A 23106-nucleotide genomic window follows, 5' to 3' on the forward strand; every position below is an offset into this window, starting at 1 on the left:
TGTTATCATTTAAGTTCCTAAGAGCAGCACAAACACAAATGGCTATCGCAACTAATTAAGCCTTAAGCGCCATATCTGCCATTTTCATCACACTTTCAAATGATTGAGCACCACCAATAAAGCAACCATTGTGGCAGAACATAGCATCTGAAATCCCTGTCACTTCTTGCAGCTCTTTACCCGCTAAACCTGCCCAAGGGCTGGGTAGAGACTTTCTGTCTTCGAAAGAGCCAAGCTCAACAGGGACAGTCTGAATACGCCACTCTCCAGTGTCTGAAGGGTAAACCACATACAAGGCTTCTTTAGACAATCTATGAACCGTTGTTTTCCAAGGTGTGTATTGCTCTAGCACGATCAGTCTTGGATCTTCTGCTTTTTCGATGGCTTTAGCGACAATATCTTTAGCGCTAATACCGCCAGTTGCAGCAGCAATAAAACGCGTTAGAACACGAGAAGCAAAGTTTACAGCTTCTTCAAAGCAAGCATCGTAATCACTCTCTTCTTGCCATGTCGGGTTAAACATAGAAATGGTTTGGCTAAGGCTAATACCTTTAGATACGCCTTCAACATGGCCGCAATCAACCGCATCGATTACAGAAACGAGACCCGTGTCGACAGAATGAGCAATTTCTTTGTTACCGCCACAAATCTCAACACCGTACTTTTTCCAGATCAAACCGAAAGAAGAATAAGGAATGCCATTTTCACGCTCACCTGCACCACCGCGTTGGTGGTGATCAAAACGACCAGCATCGGCATCGTAGATACCGCCCACATCCAATACGATATCAGCTTGTTTGATAACCTCTAAGTCACGAGTACGAACCAGATTAAAGCTAGTGAAAATCGTTTTCAGAGCCGCGACGCTAAAAACATCATCAGCATGAAAGTTACCATTATGGGTTGCTATCGTAATATCAGTCATTGGAATTGTATCTTGCCTGTTGCATAAAAAAGTAAGACTAGAGGTATAAGCATTTAGAAGGGATTTATCACGGCCTATTTAATACCATAAACCTGAATCAACCTTGCTACTTCGAATACCCTAAAAAAGGTACGGGGATTCTATAGCAAGATGGCCGACAAAAATAGCAGATTAAAAACACTTAAGACATTAATTGAGAAGCACCTCAGTTTTCTCATGCGGGCTTTCTAATACCTTAAGTCAAAGATAAAGGTACCCATTTTTCAATTTAGCGATACCATGATGACCTTCAAGACATCAGCTAGCGTTTCATCTGGTGTAGCGCCTTCTGTATAGACTATATGTGTAGCAAGCTCATAATTCGATTTGTGCTCAATAAAGTGTCGATTCAACTCTGCATCTTCATCGATTTCATTGCCGTTCAATCGCTTTAAACACAGCGATTTATCAGGTGAAGGCAATAATAGAATGACATATTGAAAAGGCTTAAGCGCCGCTTTTGCTCGTTGCAGATAAGCATCATCTTCATAAACAGAATGACCAGCACCAAAATCAATGACGCAATTGTTATGCTCTTCTAACAGGCGCTCAACTGCATGAATCTCAAACTGTTTCCAATAGCGATAGACGCTCAACCCGCCTTCTGTTTGATCGAGCTCCCTAGCATAGGTTTTGTCATAGCCTATCTCTTTATAATAATCCCAACGAAACTCATCCATCGACTTTTGAGGCAACTTGAGATGTGAAGCCAAGAGTTTACCTATCGTGCTTTTACCGACTCCCATAGGTCCAATTAATACAATGTCTAATTTATTCAAAATCTCTTCTCCTTGATTAATGAATAGATAGTAACTCGAACAATCAAAATTTGAAGTAAAGCTCCCATTATGATTTTCTAAATCAACGTAACCACCTTGCGCTCTGGCAATATTTTGATAAGAAGTCGATAAAGATACGTACTTTAGGTGGCACATGTTCACGATGAGGATACACGGCATAAATACCGCTCGGTTCAAGTTCGTAATCCGTTAATAATGGCTGCAACAAGCCTTTCTCAAAATCTTCTTGCAAACAAAATGTGGAAAGCGCGGAGATACCTTGCCCACTTTTTGATAAAGCTATAACCGCAGCAACCGAGTTACTTTTTAACTGACTGTGCATCTGAACACTTTGTTTCTGGCCTTTCTTTTCAAATTCCCACGTAAGAGGTGAGCTAAAAAGAGACAAACTAATCCAGTCATGTTTTTGTAAGTCTTGCGGTGTTTTTGGTGTGCCTTTTTGGGCTAAATACTCAGGGCTGGCAAAGACACTTACAGGCGCTTCACAAATCATCTTAGCCACCAGATTAGACTCTTGTAACCAACCTATTCGAATCGCAAGATCAACGCCCTCTTCCACCATATTGATAATGCGATCTTCCAATAACAAATCAATTTTTAATAATGGATACAAAGAACGAACGTCTTTAATCACAGACGTTAAGTGCTCTGTACCAAAACTAACAGGGCAAGAGATTCGTAATGTGCCTGTCGGTTGGTCTTGATACTCTCGCAGTTCGCTTAAAGCAATGTTTGTTCGATTAACAATTTCGGCACTATGACGATAAAAAATCTCACCCGCTTCAGTCAGGCTCAAACTGCGTGTTGTCCGATTAAGCAAACGCACACCCACTTCTTTTTCTAGCTGGACAATTTGTTTACTCACAGCAGACTTTGCTACTCCTAATTGCCGTGCTGCCTCAGAGAAACTCTTGGTTTCAACAACGCGAGTAAACACACCAATACGCTTTAGCTCATCCATTTAAATTCATCCACTTAAGTTTAATCACATTCGTTACCACTCACCTCACTGTACACCAAAAGAGAACAAAGAAACCACTTTCACCTATCTAGTACAAATATGAGAAACAGATAAGCTAACGTCATCAACTGATCCGATTAATGAAATGAACGACGAGATCGTTCATAGGAGTAACTATGAGTCACCTGAATACCTTATTTCACTCTGTAGATCTTGGGGCAAATTTAACCCTAAAAAACCGTATAATCATGGCCCCGTTAACTCGTTCCATGGCAGACGATAACCTAGTACCAACCGAAGCAATGGCCGCTTATTATGGCCGTCGTGCAGATGCAGGTTTAATCATTAGCGAAGCCACACTGGTATCACAAGATGGTCAAGGCTATCCCAATACCCCTGGGCTATATACTCAAGCTCAGATTGATGGCTGGAAGACAGTCACCCAGCGAGTACATCAAAACGGTGGAAAGATTTTTGCTCAGATTTGGCATACAGGTCGTGTCTCTCATTCGATTTATCATAATGGTGTTTTGCCTATGGCACCCTCAGCAGTGCCTATCGTTGGTCATGGACATGTTCCCCGTACAGAAAACCTAGAATACGAAACACCACGAGTTATTACGAAAGATGAAATAAAGCGAGTTCAAAACCAGTTCGCTATCGCGGCTAAAAATGCGATAGAAGCAGGATTTGATGGTGTTGAAATTCACGGTGCCAATAGCTACCTCATTGACGAGTTTCTACATTGGGATACCAACCGCCGCGAAGACGAATATGGTGGCACAGTCGAAAACATGACACGTTTCTTAATTGAAGTTATCGATCAAGTAAAAGCAGCAATTCCAGAAGGAAAAGTTGGCTTACGCCTTTCTCCTCAGGCTTACATCAACTTAGAGCACGATGATCGTGACAAACAGGTGTTTGATTATCTACTACCGCTACTCAATCAATACGATTTAGCTTACGTTCATACTGGAATGTTTGCTGATGAACCTTACGAGCATTTGGGCGGAACAGTGACTCAGTACATTCGTCAACATTATCGAGGCACGCTCATCGCTTCTGGTGGATACAGTGTAGAAAGTGGCGCAGCAGCCATTGAAAATGGTGATGCTGACCTAATTGCAATTGGTCGACCTTTTATTGCCAATCCAGACTTTGTAGAAAAGGTAAAACAGGAAACAGCATTGGTCGAATACAATAATGACATGCTGCACGAACTTTACTAAAGCATTCAGCCCAATTAAAAGCATCATCTAGAAAAACGATTAAAGGCACCCAACTAAAATTTAGCCGCTTTGCTTGGGTGTTTTTATGAGTTGGCTTTAGTTCATAGGGATTGGAGGCATTCTCTAATTAGCCAAGATCCCATTAGAAAAACATAATATAAGCAGATTTAGCCCGTATCTATGTTAAGCTCGCCGCAATTAATCATTTGTTCAGATTTCAAACACACTTGAGATAAGCCTCCTATCGCTCTAAAGCAATCGAATCTTGCGCTTAAATCTAAGTGATTCCTCAATCATCATGAAGGTACGTTATGAATAAACCATTTTCCCAAGCCTCTGAAAACAATAAAGAACCTATTCGCCAGATACTCGCTCCATACGTAAAAGAAGGTGGAATACTTTTAGAAATAGGCAGTGGCACAGGCCAACATGGTGAACACATAACACAGCATTACCCAGATTTGGCTTGGCAAACTAGTGACCAGACAGACTATCTAGAAGGCATTAAACTTTGGGTTGCAGATGCACAACGCGATAATTTCAAAGCGCCACTTGAGCTTGAAATCAGCACGGCGAAATGGACTAACGAGAAAGTCGACTTTCTGTATTCAGCCAACACAGCACACATTATGTCTTGGGAAGAAGTTGAAAAATTCTTTGAGTTTGTCCCTAGCGCACTCAAAGAAGGGGGTTATTTCTTCCTTTACGGCCCTTTTAACTACCAAGGCCAATTTACCAGCGAGAGCAATGCCCGCTTTAATGACTGGCTAAAAGAGCAAGCACCTCATCGTGCCATTCGTGATTTCGAGACAGTCAACAAACTGGCTTGCGAGCAAGAATTAGAACTGATTGCAGATAACCCAATGCCAGCAAACAACCGTTTATTAGTTTGGCGAGTGAGTGCTAAGTAGTCTGAATACGTTATCTTCAAGCCTATTTAGATAGACAAGCTAAATAAACAGGTCAAGGTGCTCTATCCATGCAAAAAGAATCCAATTAAAGCGTTTTGAGTTGTGCGTTTTAAACTGAATACCTTGGCCAAACCACACAATAAATCAATAATAAATTAATATTAAAAAAGTAAAGCAAAAATATTTAAATAATTTTTCTAAAAAGCGGAACCAAGTGGTTTTCACACAGTCAACTTTAGTGATTTCGACACCCCACAAAGTGATGTAACTAAAGAGTTCTGCTAAATAATGAAACCTATAAAATTCTTATTCCCTTTAGCACTAATATTAAATACTGATCTAATTTTGGCTAATTCTGAGAGATCTATTGGCATATTAGTTAATGAGAGTTCATCTATCTATTTAGATACAAACAAGGACACCGTCTTTGCTCCTTTTTTATCTTATGATAGTGACACCTTTTTTATTAAACAAAGAAGCATTGGTTACCATCTAACGAATTACTTAGACGCTTCTATAGCATACAAAGACAATTTTTTTGACCCTGATGACTCGACGAATGCTGACATGCAATTGCTGGATAGAAGAAAGGGAGGTGTCTACGTTAAAGGGAGTTTGAGAGCGAGTATATTCAACGCCACGATAGAGCAAGATATTTCAGGTAGGCATGATGGCTACTCAATACAAGCTGGCGTCCACTTACCTCTCTATTCAGCGTTAGAAGCGCCTTTAATTGTTAGAGGGAGTATTGATTATATCTATATGGATGAACAAATGAGCGAGTATTTATACTCTGTTTCTGCTTCGGAATCTGCACGAACTTCAGGAAGAATAGCCAACTTTTCGATTAAAGATACGACCGCAATCAAATATGGATTGAGGACTATTTCACCTATCACAAACAACTTAAATATCGTGACCATATTAAATTATGTACGATATTCGGATGAAGTAAACTCAAGCCCTATCGTCTCAAAAAACTATAATTATTCAGGTACTATTCTGGCGAATTATACATTTTAAACAGCCATTAAAATTAAAGCTCATAGGCATTACGTTTAAATAAAACCACTAAATAAACGCGCTGCTACTTATCGATAAATAAATAGCAGCACCTAATAAGGCGAAGCCGCCAAATCGGTTTACGTAATTGCGGCTATCTTGCAAGAAAGATAAAAGCCCTTTAGCAGATATGGCGTATAGCATGACGCAGGTAAAATCTAGCAACGCCATTGTCGGGCACATGATAGCCATTTGTGGCAATAAGGGCTGGCTGGTATCGATAAACTGAGGGAAAAATGCCGTAAAAAACACGATGGCCTTTGGGTTACCCGCCGCCACCAAAAACCCTTTTATATAAAGCGTGTGTGCACCAATGGATGTTGTCGTATCATCTGCACCAGAAAGATTTAATACGCTGCGATCAAGCAACATTTTAACGCCCATATAGACTAATGTGATTACCCCAAACCATTTAATCAGGGTAAATGCCATTTCAGAGCTGGCAATAACAACCCCTAAACCTGCTGCCACTATTATCATCTGGATAAAGTTGGCCGAAATATCCCCCAGCGCTGTAAAGCTCGTTTGTCTGACGCCATATTTCATCGAATGAAGCATGCCTAATATGATGCTTGGTCCAGGTGTCATTGTCAGAATGAGTGAAGCGATAATAAAGGTTAACCATGTCTCAGTGGCCATTTCGTGATTCCGTTTAAAATTAGCTGTCATTAAAAACAGGCTGTCGTTGAAAAAACACATCAACTCTTATGAGTAATGTCTTAAGTTTTCCTAGTGCTAGGCTCAGTCTGATAGCATACTGATGCATAACAAAATAACCTGAAGTTATGTTTTTATGATTGACGAATTAAATGACATCCCTGCTTTAGTCCCCAAATTATTAGTACAGCTAGCATCGTTGGGCAGCATCACTCAAGCAGCGACAGCTTTAAATGTGAGCCAGCCTGCTGCGAGCAAAGCAATTAGAAACGCTGAGATTAGATTGGGAGTGGAATTAATCAGAAGAGACAATCGCCCTCTTGAGTTAACCCAAGAAGGACAATTAATTGCAGAGTACGCGAAGCAGCAACAAGAAAAAGAAGATGCGTTAATTCAACAGCTTAGACAGATCAAAAAAGAAGGGGCTGGCACCATCAAAATTGCCTCTTTTGGGGCATCTGCATCCACTCATATTTTGCCCAATTTCATTCAAAGAATTAGCCAAAGCTCACCTAATATTAAGATTGAAATTTATGAGTATACGGACGAAGGTGCCTTATCAGCCCTAAGAGAAGGTCGAGTCGATTTCGCCATCATTGTTGATAAACAAGCGCTAGATCTCGATATCATTCCTGTCATGACAGATCGTTTAGTTGCGCTAGTAAATGAAAACGACACCTTGTCTAAACAACCTACCTTATCGGTACAAGAGATCATGTCGCGAGACTTTATCCTAACCAAAGGAGGCAGCGAAGCCCTAATAAGAGAATGGTTTTACCTGTCGAATGCCAGCCTAAAAGCAAAACACACGGCCGTACAATTAACCTCAATTCTCGCTTTGATCAGAGCGGGGTTAGGCATTTCTATTGTGGCCGAATTGGCTGTGCCTGATTCCCACCCAAATATAAAAGTCATTCCATTAATGCCAGAACATCCCCGCCCTATTTGTGTCGCCAGAAAAGCCGGTAGCTTTTCTTCTCATGCGGCAAAATCTGCATGGCGCTGCTTTGAAGCAAGGCTTCAATAAAAAACTTAAACTAAAAGAAAGCGAGTAACTCATTTTATTCGCTCAACTTAATCGCTCAATTTAATAGCCAAGCTTAATATCCACGCTCTCTAGCAGCTTGTTTTCAGTTCTGTATAAATGAATATTCTCAGCCACAATTTTGGCAGAAGTTTCTTTATTTGTCGGTGCTGAGATGTGCGGTAGCACAGTAATTTTAGGGTGAGACCAAACCTCAGACTCAACTGGCAAAGGCTCCTGTTCGAACACATCTAATACAGCATGTTCAATTTGCCCCGAGTCCAAACAGGCTAATAAATCAGCCGTATTAACCACGGCGCCACGAGAAAAGTTTATTAACTTAGCCCCTTTAGGAAGCCAAGCTAGCGTCTCTTTGTTCAACATATGATGAGTACTAGGCGTTAAAGGAAGCAAGTTAATTAGAATATCGGTTTGTTCCAACATCGCCTTTAAACCATCCTGTCCATGATAGTGGCTAATCCCATCAAGCTCTTTAGGAGAGCGAGTCCAGCAGCTCAGGGAATAATTGAGCTGTTGCAACAAATTCAAGGAACCCAGCCCAAGTTTTCCCGCACCTAACATGGAAATACGTAAATCTTTTGAATCCCTATGCTGCAACTTACGCCATTGCTTTTGCCCTTGTTGCTGGGCATAACAGGGCATATTTCGTTGCAAATACAGTGTCCACGCCAATACAGACTCAGCCATGCTTTGAGCCAAAGTCGGGTCGATGAGCCTGACGAGTTGAAAACTTGCCTTATTTAAACTTTTCTTATTTAAACTTTTCTTATTTAAACTTCTCTTATTCAAACAAGCCTTGTTAAAAACATCACTTTTCAGCGCTTGCACCAAGCCTTCAACCCCAGCCCATAAGCTTTGCACCCAAACAAGGTTGGGATAACGCAACAAGTCTTCAGGGTTTGGATTAGAGACAATAGCAATATCGACCAAGGCCTCTTCTCTCTCAGGAATTTGATCAGGGAGCAACACCGTCTGGTTTTGCAACTGACTATTGAGATGCTCAATCCATAAAAACTGAGCCTCTTCCGTTAAACGGCTAAGAAAGACAATATGCTTCATGCGTTAAATACCTCCTTCATGTCGGCAAAGCTTTTAAATTCAATCGGGTTACCAAAAGGATCGAAAAAGAAAAAGGTAAATTGTTCGCCGGGTTGCCCTTCGAAGCGGTGAGTGGGAGGCAGCACAAAGTCTATCTTAGCAGCGGTTAATCGATCGGCGAGAGTTCGCCATAACGCCAAGGGCAATACCAAACCAAAGTGCGGCATAGGGACAGCAATGTTATCCACCTTACCTGTGTTCTTAGTGTGTAATGGCTCTCCCAAATGAAGAGAAAGTTGATGCCCGAAAAAGTTAAAGTCGACCCAAGTTTCTGTACTTCTCCCCTCTTCTGAACCTAGCAGTTCACCATAAAAAGCACGGGCTTGGTTTAAGTCAGTCACATTGATGGCTAAATGGAAAATGTTCGATTGCATATCGCTTGTCTCTCTGCTTGTTCTCATGACAGAGAGATTAGCAATCATATTTCAAAACAAATACTATATATTTATATGAATGACCATAAGGAATTGTTTTGGATATTCGATTTTTATCAAGCCTACTAGAAGTGGTTAACACAGGTTCTATCGCCGCCGCAGCAAGAAATCAAATGCTCACCTCAGCGGCTGTGAGTCAGAGAATTAAAGCACTAGAGCAAAGTTTAGGCTGCCCGCTGCTGAACCGCTCTGGCCATTCAGCCAAACCAACAGAAGCCTGCTTAAGACTATTACCTAGATTGAAGCATCTGGTAGCAGAAACCCAAGCACTGCAAAATGATTTAGACCAAACAGGCTTATCTGGCGATTTAAAAGTCGGTGCTGTTTCCACTGCCTTAACAGGCATCATGCCTAGTGTGATTCAACAGCTCGCTACTCACCTACCAGATCTCAACCTACAAATTTCACCTGGAACCTCGGCCAATTTATATCAGCAACTGCTCGATAAAAGCCTTGATGTCATCATTATCGTAAAGCCGCCTTTTGTTTGCCCCAAGTATTTACAAACAAGCACCCTATACACAGAGCAGCTGGGCTTTATTAGCAGTGATACAAACACCTTGAGTATCAAAGAGTCCTTGCTGAACCTGCCTTATATTCAATACGACAGATCCGCATGGGGCGGCGCGATCGCCGACTCTTACTTGCTAGATTGCGATATAGCAGCCAACACCTTATGTGAGTTGGATGCCCTTGAGAGCATCGCTCTGATGGTGAAACGTCATATGGGCGTTTCATTAGTGCCCATCTGGCAAGGACTAGAGGAAGTCGCAACAAACATAAAAATCCAGCCTATTTCAGGCAAGCAATACCAACGACATATTCAGCTGATTACCCATCGCCAAGTGGGCAAAGAGCGATTGATTGAAGCCTTTTCAGATACGGTTATTAAAGCTAGCAAAGAGTTGATGGAAGATTAGAAAATTAAAGATTTAGAAGGATCAAAGACACCCAATTTAAACAGAAAGTTTTCGTTGGGTGCCTTGATAAAACGCTCATCCTTGAGTGAATCTAATAAAGCTAGATAGTCATTAGAAGAAGGCCAAGTTGGTATGCCTGTTCTGTTAATATTATCTTTCAGCTCAATTTATTGGGTTTGCTGCCAAACATTTTAAACATTTCACCAATACCCAAATCTTTTTGTTTCAGGCCGATAATAAATTTCGCAGTGAACACAGCAAATGGAAATTGCGCAACACCAGTATCGTGCCCAGTAACGGCCATAATGGCGATTGTTGGTGTTTTATACGGCTTAACTTTTTTACCCTGATCAGCTTTCAGAATAGAGTCTGCCAACATCTTGCCTTGCACACTGGCAAGGTAACCATGTTTCGGTATATCTAATGCTGAACAGTCACCTAATGCATACAGATTCTTATAGCCTACGACATTCATTGATGAATCGACTTTAACCAAACCGTTAGCATCGAGAACATTTGCAAGTTCGGCTTTTAAGAAATCGGTATTGGGCTTCATGCCAGTACATTCATATACCAAGTCTGCTTGAATGGTTTCATTACTTTGTGAGCACCGGTAGAGGTTTCCTTCTTTTTTGAAGCGGCGCTTAAATTTGACCGTTACACCTTTAGCCGTTAATTGCTCTAATGCTTTAAGTTGTGCTTTAGGCTTCATGCTGTCTAATAACGTATCACTTGCATGCGCTAAGGTGATATCTTTATCAGGAAAGGCGCTGGCAATTTCACCGGCAAATTCCACACCCACGTTACCGCCGCCAATCAAAAGTATTGATTTAGCTGCAGCCAATGTTTTGTGATTTTCCTCCATTTCCTGATGACGCTCGGTATAGTCAAATGCGCTAATCGATTTTGCTAATGGTAACGTCGGGTAATGACTACCCGATGCAATAATGGCCCGTTTAAAACGAATGGTGTCACCATTAGCCAGATTCGCTTCTTGAGTATTCATTGACTCGATAGCACCTTGAATAAAAGTGCCACCGATAAAGTCGCTATAAAGTTTACGGGGCGTATCACCCACCAGTTTAGGGTCTGCAACATTGCGAAGCATGGCAAACGTCACTTCAAAGTAGTTTTTTTTGTCAACCAAGGTCACATTGAGCCCACCTTTGGATAGCTTCTGCGCCACATTAACACCACTAAAACCACCGCCAATTATCAGTACATCAGTTTGCTTTTGCATAATTATTTTCCAATTTTTAGTCGCTCTAACTAGGAGTTCATTTAATGTTGAGCCCAAACTATCATTAGACAATATCTAAATAAATTGCATAATAGCTACCAACTACTTAGATATTTTCTAACAAAGGAAAACTATGACACTCGACCAACTCAAATCCTTACAAGCTATCGTTGAGGGAGGCTCCCTGCGTGTAGCTGCTCAAAACCTAAATCGAAGCCAACCGACGATCAGCGTCTCCATAAAGAACTTGGAGGATGAACTGGGTATTAAGCTATTTGATCGAGACCAGTACAGAAACAAATTGACGCCTCAAGGCAAGGCATTGTATGAAAAAGCGAAGTTGGTACTGGGTCAGGCGCAGTCGTTGAAAAGCCTAGCAACACAATTGGCCTCAGGCGAAGAGTTGGAGGTTAGCATTGCATTCACAACCGCCATGCCCCTCGCACCTATTATTAATACGGTAAGGCAGTGCAAAGAGGCGTTCCCTAATACCCGCTTAGAAATTTATTCTGTCAATGGCATGGGGCCACTGGATTTATTGAAAGAGGGTCAAGTATCAATGCTGATCATACCCTGGATTCAAAACCACGAAGAACTGGAATCTATGCCCTTTTTGAATGTGCGCTTTGCCCCTGTCATTTCAGCAAACTCACCTTTGCTGCAGGAATATGATGTGGTTCCTAAAGCGATAATGAAAGGCTATCCACAAGTTCTAATCAGCGAACCAACAGCCAACCGACCCACCTACGGCGCACTTGAGGGTGGCGACCAATGGAGGACCAATGAGTATCAAACCAATAAAGAAATTATCCTGCAAGGCATGGGCTGGGGGTATCTCCCGGAGCACCTAATCAAAGATGAACTTGCGCAAGGGTTGCTTAAGCGCATAAAAATCGAAGGCGAACCTGAACCGCGCAATATCGAGTTCCGAATCGCACGGCTGGAGTCAGAGCCCGTTGGGCCAGTGGCACAAAGGCTTTGGGATTTGTTTAGGGAAGGCAGCCACGAGTAAAGCATGACCAAGCTGGAAGTCATAATGTTAATAGAGGGTGTCTTGAAGAAAAATTAGAGAGTTACGCTTAACTAAAAGAAAGAGCATTACTAGATTCCTCATCCTTGAGTGAATCTAATAAAGCTTGAACGGGTTTAGTTTAAGTTCAAATTGGAGTGCCTGTCCTGTTAGTAGCTTGTTCCCATCTTAAAAACAAAAACTTTAGAATGGGAGTATTGATAGCACTAATTTCAATTTGTGAAGAACTAAATACTAAACAAAATCTTGTACAAGCTGTTGAAATTCATTTGAAGGGCTTCCTTGTTCGATATAATCAATTACAGATTTATAACTTTCACAAACCCTATATTGGTTCATTTTAGGCTTTTTAGGATCTTTGAAATTTTTAATTACACCTTTATCCATTAGTTTTGGCAATAGCTTTACAGCCGAAAGTTTTTTTCTAACTTCCTCTTGTTTTCTAGGGTAGAAGTTTCCTCTTTGATAAAAAAGCTTAAAAACTTTTTCTAAATCAGACTTAATTACTTCCTGAGTACTCTTAGACTCTTCTTGTTTTTCTGAAAGTAAATGTTGTATAGAGTTTAAATCACAACTACTACTAAAAACACCATTAGGTATTTTATAATTAATACCTCCTCTAGGATCTATATCCTTAAATATTGAGCTATGAAAACTAGTTTTATCATCAATATTACATTCCCAAAAATACTCATAGTTATTAAAAGTACAATTGAAAAGTTCCTTACCTCTAAAATCAAATATTGGCTTAGAATTTGATACTCCAAAAATATCAACTAAACATACACCTATAAGTTTTCCATCATCACCAAATAGTTTTTCCAACAACTCTGTTCTAGTGTTAAGATTTGATTGTTTTTCATTATCCTTTTTAAGTATAGTTAAAAGTAGTGAAACAACTGAAGAAACAAACATTTCATTATTTCTCCCTTCAATTTTATTATTTTCTTCGAAGACCTCTATACAAAAAATGATCATATCGTCATCTAAAATAAGCTTCTGTGCAACAGATTCAGTAAAGCTACTATCGTACTTCAAATAACCACTTACAATACGAACTAGTTCATCACTTAACAAATTAGAATTCTTTTGTTTAAAAAAATAATAAACTAACAGACCTTTAAAATATGTATCGAAAACATCATACCTGAAGTAAAGCATATTTCCTTCACACTGAATTAAAGGGTGCCCTTTTATTTTTTCAATCAATGAATCATCAAAATCTAAAGTGATTTTTGACAGCTCATTCTTAATATCATATAAACTTATTCCATTTTGTTTTTTTGATGCAAAACTAATAAAAAGCTCTATCTGCTGATCAATAGACAAACTTTCTAGTTTAATTACTTCGCGCCGGCAAACTTGAGCAACTAATTGATCAGTATGATCATCTGCTATTAAGTATTTACTATGAAAATATTCCTGATTACTATCCGTTATACCTTTCGTATTAATTAGATAACCGATCATATCAAGTAAAAAAGGTATGTAATTTTTGTCTTTATCTTCTTCAGAGTTAATAGCTAAATCGTTAGCCATAGTCATAGCTTTTATTACTTTTTTATTATCTTTTTTTAATTTTTGATCAAAAAAATCCATTGCTAAACATTGATTAAATGCTTTGAGTTTTATTTCAGGAAGCAATATTTTTTTACCAACTTCATTCCAAAAATGATCCCTACAAGTGATTAACACCTTTGTTTTATGCAAACCAGAGGAATACTCTTTAAATATTGAAGTTATAAATTTTTCAACATCAATTTTTTCTCCAAGCTTTGCCATTACCTCATCTATACCATCTAATACAACTACCAAACTTCCATTATCAATCGATAACTGGAGTGACTCTTTGTCGAATCTGGCCCCTTCTATTTCATCTGCATCCATTAATGCTTTATAAAAATCAAAAACATCAGTAACTTTATTTTCTATACTAAAATTTCTAGAAAGTTCACTTATTATTTCTTTTGAATCTATAAATAGAATACCTGCTTCTGTATATTCATCACTAACTGAATCTAGGAATTGTTTAGCTAATGTAGTTTTACCAATTCCACCATGACCACTCACGACAAAAATAGGTTCATTATCTGATTCAAACCATTTTTTTAATCTATATATTGCTGATAAGTCAAAAACATCTTCTTCATCATAAAGACCTTCAACATATACAGGCAAATTAAACTTTTCATAAGGAAGAATACAATCTTTATATAAATGCTCATAACCGAATTCATCAATAAAAAAAACAAAATCAGAACGAAATAATTTTCTAATATTAACTTTTCTGCGCTCTATGTCTTTAATTTTAGGCCTATCAATTAAAATTATTGATGTCGAAATATTACTAACCAATTTCTTTTCTTTTATATCGGAAAAGGTTTTTCCTTGATTCGAGCTCTCATGTATATAAATAAACTCCCTTAACCCTGAGAAGCCATCTTCTAACCTATATACTTCATATACTATATTTTCTTTCCAGTTACGTTCTTTAAAAGGAAACTTTTCCGCCAATGAAAAACTTGAATTTTTATCTATAAATAATTGAATGGTTTTTTCAATTGATTTTTCTGAGTTTGAGGATTCATTTTCCATGTTCATTTTTCTTGATAGTTCAGAGTCTCTATATTTTGAAAATTCTAATTTTAAATTTTCAATTTCATTAGGAGCTGCTGTACGAACTTCATCTGTATGCTGACCTTTTCTTATTAACACAGCCCCTTCATCAAGATGTCTAGTTTTAGTTTTAAGTTCTTTTTTTAACTCAATTAAGTTTACCGGACTTGGGATTTCAAACACGAGAAGATATTTTGACTCTATAGGAACAAACTGAATATTAATATCGATAAGTGCTGGTTTTGTATATCCTTCAAGCTTTTGAACTAAGATTTTTTTAAATTTACTTAAATTTTTTAATTGTTTAATATCATCATAATTCACACTATATATATGCTTATCTTCTTCAGAAAAACCAAAAATCAGATAACGATATTCTCCAACCTTATTAATATATCCATTTGCTAAAGATATTATATCCTTAATTAGCTCCCCCCACTTATCGGACATATCTTCTTTAATTGTTGAGTCATTCCAGTACCATTGCCTTTTAAACTCTAACGTAGGTGATTCTTCTTTTTTCAAAAGAAGTGAAATATCTTCTTTCATTTTATTCCTTATTATTTAATATAAAGCATTGAATCTTTAATTATCTTATAGATTAAAACAACACTTAAACTTTCATCTTAATAAAACACACTCGACAACTTCTAATAAAAACCATAAAAAAGCACTTAACAATCATTACCTTTTGTATAAAACAATTATATTTATAAAGACAACCACCCTAATAACAACCATTTCTCTTAAATGGACTTGTTTTTATATTAATAGGTATAATATTTTTTAGAGCGCCTTTCTTTTTAAACTATTTATCCCTTCACTTTAAATTTAATAAACTAACTCTTTCCCTAAATTAGTTTCACTAGAACTCTCAAACATCGAAACAGACTCCCTATATTCAGCCGCCTCTGCTTTCATCGTCCAGTGAATATCTTCAACGCCTTCATTGATAACTTTTTGTTTAATTTCACTAAGAGGTAATCTAAAGAATTCTTTTCTTGGGTTTATCTTATTAACTGACTTCTCATAAAAGGCTTTATGTAAGGATTTCTCTAGAGCGGGCGCATCATCACTATAAATCATGGCGTGTACATCAAAGCTAAAAGGCACAGAAGCATCTCCTAACTCTTTCACCCTATCCATTGGCTCTAGACGCCTTGTCATACCAACTTTAAATACCTCTTCGCCAAAGCTACCGATATTACTAATAACATATACATGACCACGTTTAGTCTGCTGAGCCATTGAGACAGCCCTTTGGCCTTTTTCTTCAGCTTCATGTAATTTGGCTTCAAGCTCAGCTAGTTGGGATTCAAATTGTTGTTTCTGCTCATCTGATGCAGCTGATAACTCTTTACGTGCTTTTTCAAGTGCTTTCTGTAGCAGGCGTTCTTCTTTTTCCGCTTCTTTTATTGCTTTCTCCATTTCTTTACGTGCTTTTTCTTCTTCTCTAATTTGATCTCGAATTGCTTTTTGTTCAGCCAATTCAAGCTGACGTAATTCATGGGTAGCAACAGCCCATTTCAATTCTTCTAACCTTGTATCTAGATACTCTTGAAGAATTCGCGCATTCCTAAAAGGAGCCCCGTTGTGATTAACAAGCGCATATGCATCAATGATTTCTTGTTTAATTTTGCCAAAATTGTCTTTTTTTACTTTTGCTAATGCAGAGTCAACCTTTCCATTAAATGCATCTACTGCAAAGTGAATGGCATAAGCTCTTCTGTTTGCTTCAGCATAATCACAATCTGCGGCTCGGTTTTCTTTCACCATATTTTTTACTCGCAGTCGAAGTAGCTTTAACTGGGCACCAGCCTCCTTATGGCCATACTCTTCAGCTAGATCATCTAATACTGAGTGGTTAGGGATTATGTAATCATCTTTATATCCCTCAATTGTGTTCTTCATTGCTTTTATAGCTGCCGCATAACTATCCGCTTTGTCTTTTGCTTCTAAGGCTGAGCCTGCAATCTCCTCCGCTCTGTTATTTGCATACTCTATTGACCGTTCTGCTTCATTTCGACCTTCAGAAACAATTGCTTCAGCTTCTGTATTTGCATCGCTTAAGATATTTGAAGCTTTTTGCTTTAATACCTTAATTTCCGCTTCTGTATTTTTCTTTACAGTAAGAGAGCTTTCTACAATTCTTTCAGCTTGTTGATTTGCTTTATCTAGCCTTCTTTCAGCTTCATTATTACTTTCAGCAATGGTTAACTGAGCTTTATTTTTAGCTTCACTTAATTTTTGAACAGACTGCTCAAGATGTTTTTCTGCTTCATTAATAATTTTTCTGGCTTCTTCTTCTGCATCTAAAATTGGCTCAAGTTTTTTTAACAATTCGCCTTTAGAGTTCTCTAAATTAGCAACTTCAATAATTGAACGCTCAAGCTTTACAGCTTCTTTTTTATATTTATGCCGATAATATAAGGACAAAATAATCGGTAATACGAATATTAAAAGAACAATTAAAGATGTAATATTTGAAGAGTCAGATTCCATTAAAAGACCTTAAATCAATAGGTTAAATTTAAAAATCGCTCAATATTACTGAATAAACAAAGCACCACAAACACATTTTTTAAGCAGCGATTACACAGCCATAAAAACTGAACCCCAATCACTTAAATCAATAAAATAATTCACTAGAAAGAATTTTAAATCACTAGATTAGATTTACTAAACACTAATATAGAAGGGCTTAAATTAGCTTTTTATTTAATATAAATTTCTCTAATGAAAGAGCTAAATATCAATTAAAATTTTGATAAAAGTCTCAAAAAGTGAACCCGTATTTAATATTTAGTAACGCTTATTTATTTAAGCTACCAAATATTTTTCTAGGGCCAATCCATCATAAAGAAAGCAACTGTGGCTTTACTGAAAGGAATATCGCCTCTCTCACAGAAGAAAAGAGGTTAAAATTTTAAGGTTTGAATGGTGTTTGTTAAACAAATATTACAAAGGCATATCTGTAAAGTGGATGATCTTGGGGTGTTAGCAGCTTGTTTTGTTGCTTTGATGGAATGGAACACATTGCTTTTGCAGTGACTAAAACAAATTTGCAGTGACTAAAGTAAAAAATGCGCGTCTTATTTCTCATTAAAAGAAGAATTAAGACACGCATTTTTCTAGGCTTTTCTTTTAGCCTTTAGATTGTGTATTTCTTAATTTGATCTCGCATTTCCATGGCTGAGTCTGCGATGCTGGATGCAGCGACGGAGACTTGCTCTGCTCCTGCTACGTTTTCTGTTGCTTGATCTGAAATATTGATCAAGCTGCTATTTACTTCACTTAGGGCTGTGGCTTGCTCTTGTGTGTTTTTAGACACTGAGCTTGTTACCGATTGCACCTCTTCTACTTGGCCTGTGATCTTATCTAGAACGATTTTAATCAGCTCTGATTGTTCGGTAGCAAGTAGCGCGTTTTTCTGGCCCAGATCTATGATATTAAAGGCATTACTTGAGTCTTCTTGTAGCTTGCTCACAACTTCTGCAATTTCATCTGTGGAGGCCCTGGTTCTATTTGCTAACCCTCGTACCTCATCGGCAACTACGGCAAAGCCTCGTCCTTGTTCCCCTGCCCTTGCGGCTTCTATGGCGGCGTTAAGTGCAAGTAGGTTAGTTTGTTCGGCTATGCCTCTAATCATGTCCACAAGGGAGGAAATGCTGCCCACTCTCTCGTTAAGTGAGTTGATGGCTTTAGAAGACTCTTCCATGTCTTTTGCTGCTTGATGGATAACATCAACCGCTTTGCTAACTGTCTCTTGCCCTTCTTGTGCGTTACTGACCACCTCTGACACTGAGCTTGCATTACTTTCCATAGATTGGGCTATCTCTGAAACATTGATGCCCATTTGCTCAGCAGCCGTTGCGATGGTTTGCACCACAGTTTTTTGCTCTATCAAGTTAACTTGGCTTTGTTTTATCGAGGTTGAGGTTTCATCCGTTGAGGCTGAGATATGCTGAGAAGCAAGCTCAAAGGATCTTAGGTCATCACTAAAGAGCCTTGTTAGTCTGTTAATACCTTTTGCAGCATCGCCGAGCTCGTCAAAGCTCACGACATCTATCTCGTGTGCCATATTTCTTTCTTGTGTAGCAATTTGAATCCCTTCGGCAATTTTTAGTGATTGCTTGCTTCTAGTTCTAATAATTAAGAATAAAGCAAGAGTAATTAGAGCCCCAAGGATGAAGATAATAATTTCCACCAGAAGCAATATTACGGCATCTTTCTGTATACGTATTGCGGTATTATCAACCACTAACATGGCTTCTTCTTCCATTTTCTTTAGCTCGTCAATTCTTTTGGTTGCGTAACTGAACCAAGTCTTAGAATCGGTTTTAAAGCCAGAATCGGCTTTAGCGACCTCTTCACGTACTCTAACCACATCTTGATTAGCGCTTGACTGTTTTAGTTGTGAGAAAACTGTAAAAATGGCTTTGGGGGCTGCGTCTAAGGCTTGCTTTAAGTTGAAGTCTTGTTTTGTTATTAGCTCTGTATGCTTTATCCTCAAGGCAGGGTTAAAACTTCCTATGGATAAAATGTTGGCTAAAACTGCCCTTTCTATACCTGCTGACTCTTTTGCTGATGAGAAGTTATAAATAGCAAAAAGTTCTGAAGAGATAACAGGGTCTGCACTAAGTTTAGAAGCGTAGATAACACTATGCAAACCAAGCGTATTTATGTTGTTAAAAAAACTCAAAGCCTTTCCTAAAGGAAGTGTCAATGAATCAATTTGGTTTCGAATACTGTTAATGTCAGCAAAAGCATTCTTAATGTTGCTTAGTTCTGCTTCCATCTCACTAGAAAGCGTCCATGCTTCACTTTTAGCTAACAAGGTTTGATAAGCCTTATCAACCACTAATCTCTGTTCTTTTAATTGAGGCCCAAACGCTTTGCCTTTTGAGCCAATATAACCTGCGCTTGTCCCTCGTTCTTTTTGAACTTCGTGCACAACCTTAAGTACATCATGGGACATAAATGCATTGTATTCAGCCTTGTAGGCATCCTGCATCTTGTTATAAGAATGAAATACATCGAAAAAGATAACACCGCCTAATAGGATACATGGCAGAAGAACTAGCACCCCAAGATGAGGTGATAAAGATCGAATTAAAAGCTGCATAGGCTGGTTCACCCTTTATTTAATGAGATACCTTAATTAAAGAGGGGCGTAGACTAAGAATCGATAAGTATGTTGTTAATTCTTATTACATTACGTAGTTTTATGGGATGTTTTTATGTTCTCTTGTAACTAACTTGTAAAGTTTGGCTTGATTTTCTTAAAAATGCCGTTAAAACTTCTATAAATTCATGTATTTGAGTCCGATAGGCTTTATGAACTTAAGAACACTTCTAAACCCTAATACATTGAATTACCGTTTTTAGTTTCGGCTGGAACACTCTGAATGGCATCCCAATGCTCTATGATTTTGCCATTATCATCAAACCGAAAGAAATCCATGGTGACGTATTCATCATTATCAGGCCAAGTTTGATGGGTATGAAGTGAGACTAGATCGCCCTCTGCGATGACTCTGACAAACGCTATGCTTTTATCCGGGTAGTCTCGTGACATCTCTTCAAAGTATTCGATAAAAGCTTGTTTGCCGTCACCTACTAGCGGGTTATGTTGTATGTATTGATCCCCCACATAAAGCGCTACGGCTTTCTCTGGCTCACCAAGGTAAGCGGTTTTGTAAAAAGCAACGGCGTTCTTTTTATTTAACTCAAGATCATGCTTCATCACGCTCTCCGATTATTTATCTTTTAGTATTTTAAAGATTCAATTAAATATTGAGCTCTCGCCTTAGATCTGTGACTTCTACTTTTAAGAAATTAGCCAGTACGGCGGCATCTAGTTGCATTTGTTGTAAGTCGTTATGGTTAAGAATATTGATACGTCGGCCATTTTTGGTCAGCAGGTTTAGCTCAAAACACTCATAGCTAGGCGCTTGCCCTCTTTCGATCATTTTATTAAGAATTTGTAGAGATACTATATGCTTTAGCTTTACGTCTCTGTCTTGGTTGTTATCAAATAGACCTGTGTCTTTATCAAACTTTGCACGCTTCATAAATGGTCTGATAAGCGCAACCCCAAACATACCGATCGCACTACCAAAAATGCCGATAAAGACGGTGAGGTCTAACTGGCTGGACTTCCAATAAATAACACCTGCTAACCCTAATAAAAAAAGACCTACCACGATATAAATGATACAGAAGATCATTGCGCCCATGGTGGGTCTTAAAAAAACAGTGTCTCCTTTAGCCATGACAGTATGGGAAAGGAATTTTGGTCCATCTTTGATCAGGTTGCGCTTTAAATCGATGTAAAAGTGCTTATCGTCATCCATTTTACTTCCTAGGTTGTTGTTACTACTTGTTTTTCATCGCCATCACATTTGTATTATCTATACTTATCTTACCGACTTGCAGAAATAAAAAAACCCGCCGAAGCGGGTTTTTTTATGATCTCATTCTATTATGAAAAAACGATGAATTATGCTTTTTCTGCAGAATTTGAATCAGTGTCTTTGTTGTCATAACGCTTGATTTCACCAGACTTAATACGTGCGATGAAAGAGTTAAGCTCTTTCTTAACAACAGGCATTAGGAAGTACAAACCAAGGATGTTGAAGATAGACATAGCAAAGATAGCTGCGTCAGAGAAGTCGATTACAGCACCAAACTGGATAGTTGCACCAACGACTACGAAGAAGCAGAAGATAATTTTGAAAGTCAGTTCAACTTTAGAACCTTCGCCAAACAAGTAAGTCCAAGCTTTTAGACCGTAGTAAGACCAAGAGATCATAGTTGAGAAAGCAAACAAGATTACTGCCACAGCTAGGAAGTATTTGAAAATACCCGCTGTTGCTGTGAACGATGCCGCTGTCAAGGTAACGCCTGTTAGGCCTTCACCGTTGAATGGCATTGTGTTTAGACCAGCAATAGTGATAACCAAAGCAGTCATAGTACAGATAATTACTGTATCGATGAATGGTTCTAGTAGAGATACTAGACCTTCAGTTACTGGCTCTTTTGTTTTAACCGCTGAGTGAGCGATCGCAGCAGAACCAACACCTGCTTCGTTAGAGAAGGTTGCACGTTTCAAACCTTGGATCAATGCACCAATGAAACCACCCGCTACACCAGCACCTGTGAAGGCACCTTCGAAGATAGCGCTAATAGCCGCACCGATTTGACCGAAGTTTGCAAGGATTACGATAACAGACATGCCTACATAAAGTAGTGCCATCCAAGGTACAACTTTTTCAGTTACTGATGCAATTGAAGGCATACCACCAACGATTACAGAGAAAACTAAAGCAGCTAGTACTAGACCTGTGATTACACCGTATTCACTTGGTACGTCGAAAGCGTAAGTTAACATGGCATGGGCTTGGTTAGCCTGGAACATGTTACCGCCACCGAAAGAACCTAGGATACACATAAGTGCGAAACCAATTGCTAGGAATTTACCTAGGCTTGGTAGTCCACGCTCTTCTAGACCACGGCTTAGGTAGTACATTGGACCACCAGAAACAACGCCAGAAGGCAGAACAGTACGGTATTTAACACCTAGCGTACACTCACAGAACTTAGATGCCATACCTAGAAGACCACAAAGGATCATCCAGAATGTTGCACCTGGTCCACCAATCGCTAAAGCAGCACCCACACCAGCAATGTTACCTAGACCCACTGTGCCAGATAGCGCAGTTGTTAGGGCCTGAAAGTGAGACACCTCACCGTCTTCTTTAGCATTCGGGTTAGAGAACTTGCCACGAACGATATCGATCGAAAGGCCAGCACGTCTGAACTGAATGAAACCAAAGTAAACTGTGAAAATTGTTGCTGCAAGCAACAACCAACCTACGATAATTGGAAAATTAGCTTCGCCAACTGGCACACTGTAGAAGATTAAACCAACGAACCAACCTGTGTAGTCGTTGAAGAAACCGTCAACCGAGCGACTTATCGAACCTACAAACTCCCCAAATGCGCTAGTTTCAGCCGCAAGTATGTTTGTACTAAATATCAGCATAAAGAGTGCAAATAATTGCTGTGTCTTTTTCATATTGGTTATCCCATTTTATTAAGCTCAGCAGGTTTTCGTTCTAAAACAGGATTCTCAAG

The 23106-nt window shown here is 38.8% G+C and carries 19 protein-coding genes; 6 read left to right on the plus strand and 13 right to left on the minus strand.

Annotated features, from left to right (window positions below; translation table 11 throughout):
• Positions 1 to 55: 55 nt before the first annotated feature.
• The 3 genes from TW85_RS20830 to TW85_RS20840 all read right to left on the minus strand — a co-directional run bounded on the left by TW85_RS20830 (position 56) and on the right by TW85_RS20840 (position 2725).
• The gene (locus tag TW85_RS20830) at positions 56 to 925 is read right to left on the minus strand and encodes an MYG1 family protein (protein WP_046019085.1); all 870 of its coding nucleotides are present in this window, start codon (positions 923 to 925) and stop codon (positions 56 to 58) included.
• 263 nt (positions 926 to 1188) lie between these two features.
• Positions 1189 to 1743, minus strand: coding sequence for a shikimate kinase (locus tag TW85_RS20835; RefSeq protein ID WP_238326272.1), 555 nt, complete (start codon positions 1741 to 1743; stop codon positions 1189 to 1191).
• An 82-nt stretch (positions 1744 to 1825) separates the two neighbouring features.
• Entirely contained in the window at positions 1826 to 2725 is a 900-nt protein-coding gene (locus TW85_RS20840) for a LysR family transcriptional regulator (protein ID WP_046019086.1), read from the minus strand.
• 176 nt (positions 2726 to 2901) lie between these two features.
• On the opposite strand from TW85_RS20840, the gene TW85_RS20845 reads away from it, so the two are divergent.
• The 3 genes from TW85_RS20845 (at position 2902) to TW85_RS20855 (ending at position 5888) form a co-directional block, all read left to right on the plus strand.
• Positions 2902 to 3954, plus strand: a complete 1053-nt coding sequence (locus tag TW85_RS20845; RefSeq protein ID WP_084616455.1) for an alkene reductase — start codon at positions 2902 to 2904, stop codon at positions 3952 to 3954.
• Positions 3955 to 4265: 311 nt separating this feature from the next.
• On the plus strand, positions 4266 to 4865 hold the full coding sequence (locus TW85_RS20850) for a DUF938 domain-containing protein (RefSeq protein ID WP_046019087.1): 600 nt from the start codon (positions 4266 to 4268) through the stop codon (positions 4863 to 4865).
• A 288-nt stretch (positions 4866 to 5153) separates the two neighbouring features.
• Complete coding sequence (locus TW85_RS20855; protein ID WP_046019088.1) at positions 5154 to 5888, plus strand: MipA/OmpV family protein; 735 nt, start codon at positions 5154 to 5156, stop codon at positions 5886 to 5888.
• Between the two features lie 48 nt (positions 5889 to 5936).
• Here the strand turns inward: TW85_RS20855 and TW85_RS20860 are convergent, their stop codons facing one another.
• On the minus strand, positions 5937 to 6566 hold the full coding sequence (locus TW85_RS20860; RefSeq protein WP_046019089.1) for a LysE family translocator: 630 nt from the start codon (positions 6564 to 6566) through the stop codon (positions 5937 to 5939).
• A gap of 154 nt (positions 6567 to 6720) precedes the next feature.
• Here TW85_RS20860 and TW85_RS20865 point away from each other — a divergent pair, with 154 nt between their 5' ends.
• Positions 6721 to 7611: a LysR family transcriptional regulator gene (locus TW85_RS20865; protein WP_046019090.1), complete on the plus strand. Its 891-nt coding sequence runs from the start codon at positions 6721 to 6723 to the stop codon at positions 7609 to 7611.
• Positions 7612 to 7671: 60 nt separating this feature from the next.
• Here TW85_RS20865 and TW85_RS20870 read toward each other — a convergent pair whose 3' ends face one another.
• Together TW85_RS20870 and TW85_RS20875 are read right to left on the minus strand one after the other, a co-directional pair.
• Positions 7672 to 8688, minus strand: a complete 1017-nt coding sequence (locus tag TW85_RS20870; RefSeq protein WP_046019091.1) for a glyoxylate/hydroxypyruvate reductase A — start codon at positions 8686 to 8688, stop codon at positions 7672 to 7674.
• Positions 8685 to 9101: a VOC family protein gene (locus TW85_RS20875; RefSeq protein WP_052702352.1), complete on the minus strand. Its 417-nt coding sequence runs from the start codon at positions 9099 to 9101 to the stop codon at positions 8685 to 8687. The genes TW85_RS20870 and TW85_RS20875 overlap by 4 nt, the downstream gene beginning before the upstream one ends.
• A 98-nt stretch (positions 9102 to 9199) precedes the next feature.
• Here TW85_RS20875 and TW85_RS20880 point away from each other — a divergent pair, with 98 nt between their 5' ends.
• Complete coding sequence (locus TW85_RS20880; protein WP_046019092.1) at positions 9200 to 10081, plus strand: LysR family transcriptional regulator; 882 nt, start codon at positions 9200 to 9202, stop codon at positions 10079 to 10081.
• A gap of 157 nt (positions 10082 to 10238) precedes the next feature.
• On the opposite strand, the gene TW85_RS20885 is transcribed toward TW85_RS20880, so the two are convergent.
• Positions 10239 to 11321, minus strand: coding sequence for an FAD-dependent oxidoreductase (locus TW85_RS20885; protein WP_046019093.1), 1083 nt, complete (start codon positions 11319 to 11321; stop codon positions 10239 to 10241).
• Positions 11322 to 11454: 133 nt separating this feature from the next.
• On the opposite strand from TW85_RS20885, the gene TW85_RS20890 reads away from it, so the two are divergent.
• Positions 11455 to 12333, plus strand: coding sequence for a LysR family transcriptional regulator (locus TW85_RS20890; RefSeq protein ID WP_046019094.1), 879 nt, complete (start codon positions 11455 to 11457; stop codon positions 12331 to 12333).
• A 252-nt stretch (positions 12334 to 12585) separates the two neighbouring features.
• Here the strand turns inward: TW85_RS20890 and TW85_RS20895 are convergent, their stop codons facing one another.
• The 6 genes from TW85_RS20895 to TW85_RS20920 form a co-directional block, all read right to left on the minus strand.
• Positions 12586 to 15516 (minus strand): RNA-binding domain-containing protein, encoded by a 2931-nt coding sequence (locus TW85_RS20895; protein ID WP_046019095.1) that lies wholly within the window; start codon positions 15514 to 15516, stop codon positions 12586 to 12588.
• A gap of 282 nt (positions 15517 to 15798) precedes the next feature.
• Complete coding sequence (locus TW85_RS20900) at positions 15799 to 17469, minus strand: GIY-YIG nuclease family protein (RefSeq protein ID WP_046019096.1); 1671 nt, start codon at positions 17467 to 17469, stop codon at positions 15799 to 15801.
• 649 nt (positions 17470 to 18118) lie between these two features.
• Positions 18119 to 20092, minus strand: coding sequence for a methyl-accepting chemotaxis protein (locus TW85_RS20905; RefSeq protein WP_046019097.1), 1974 nt, complete (start codon positions 20090 to 20092; stop codon positions 18119 to 18121).
• A 237-nt stretch (positions 20093 to 20329) separates the two neighbouring features.
• Positions 20330 to 20713, minus strand: coding sequence for a nuclear transport factor 2 family protein (locus TW85_RS20910; protein ID WP_046019098.1), 384 nt, complete (start codon positions 20711 to 20713; stop codon positions 20330 to 20332).
• Between the two features lie 43 nt (positions 20714 to 20756).
• The gene (locus tag TW85_RS20915) at positions 20757 to 21323 is read right to left on the minus strand and encodes a hypothetical protein (RefSeq protein WP_046019099.1); all 567 of its coding nucleotides are present in this window, start codon (positions 21321 to 21323) and stop codon (positions 20757 to 20759) included.
• Between the two features lie 146 nt (positions 21324 to 21469).
• Positions 21470 to 23047 (minus strand): alanine/glycine:cation symporter family protein, encoded by a 1578-nt coding sequence (locus TW85_RS20920; protein WP_046019100.1) that lies wholly within the window; start codon positions 23045 to 23047, stop codon positions 21470 to 21472.
• Positions 23048 to 23106: the final 59 nt, after the last annotated feature.

Source organism: Marinomonas sp. S3726 (assembly GCF_000967665.1).
GTDB lineage: Bacteria > Pseudomonadota > Gammaproteobacteria > Pseudomonadales > Marinomonadaceae > Marinomonas.

Bases quoted from the DNA above. Each gene is read 5' to 3' on its own strand.
- TW85_RS20830 (WP_046019085.1), bottom strand. From the start codon at position 925: ATGACTGATATTACGATAGCAACCCATAATGGTAACTTTCATGCTGAT.
- TW85_RS20840 (WP_046019086.1), bottom strand. From the start codon at position 2,725: ATGGATGAGCTAAAGCGTATTGGTGTGTTTACTCGCGTTGTTGAAACC.
- TW85_RS20845 (WP_084616455.1), top strand. From the start codon at position 2,902: ATGAGTCACCTGAATACCTTATTTCACTCTGTAGATCTTGGGGCAAAT.
- TW85_RS20850 (WP_046019087.1), top strand. From the start codon at position 4,266: ATGAATAAACCATTTTCCCAAGCCTCTGAAAACAATAAAGAACCTATT.
- TW85_RS20855 (WP_046019088.1), top strand. From the start codon at position 5,154: ATGAAACCTATAAAATTCTTATTCCCTTTAGCACTAATATTAAATACT.
- TW85_RS20860 (WP_046019089.1), bottom strand. From the start codon at position 6,566: ATGGCCACTGAGACATGGTTAACCTTTATTATCGCTTCACTCATTCTG.
- TW85_RS20865 (WP_046019090.1), top strand. From the start codon at position 6,721: ATGATTGACGAATTAAATGACATCCCTGCTTTAGTCCCCAAATTATTA.
- TW85_RS20870 (WP_046019091.1), bottom strand. From the start codon at position 8,688: ATGAAGCATATTGTCTTTCTTAGCCGTTTAACGGAAGAGGCTCAGTTT.
- TW85_RS20875 (WP_052702352.1), bottom strand. From the start codon at position 9,101: ATGCAATCGAACATTTTCCATTTAGCCATCAATGTGACTGACTTAAAC.
- TW85_RS20885 (WP_046019093.1), bottom strand. From the start codon at position 11,321: ATGCAAAAGCAAACTGATGTACTGATAATTGGCGGTGGTTTTAGTGGT.
- TW85_RS20890 (WP_046019094.1), top strand. From the start codon at position 11,455: ATGACACTCGACCAACTCAAATCCTTACAAGCTATCGTTGAGGGAGGC.
- TW85_RS20895 (WP_046019095.1), bottom strand. From the start codon at position 15,516: ATGAAAGAAGATATTTCACTTCTTTTGAAAAAAGAAGAATCACCTACG.
- TW85_RS20900 (WP_046019096.1), bottom strand. From the start codon at position 17,469: ATGGAATCTGACTCTTCAAATATTACATCTTTAATTGTTCTTTTAATA.
- TW85_RS20905 (WP_046019097.1), bottom strand. From the start codon at position 20,092: ATGCAGCTTTTAATTCGATCTTTATCACCTCATCTTGGGGTGCTAGTT.
- TW85_RS20910 (WP_046019098.1), bottom strand. From the start codon at position 20,713: ATGAAGCATGATCTTGAGTTAAATAAAAAGAACGCCGTTGCTTTTTAC.
- TW85_RS20915 (WP_046019099.1), bottom strand. From the start codon at position 21,323: ATGGATGACGATAAGCACTTTTACATCGATTTAAAGCGCAACCTGATC.
- TW85_RS20920 (WP_046019100.1), bottom strand. From the start codon at position 23,047: ATGAAAAAGACACAGCAATTATTTGCACTCTTTATGCTGATATTTAGT.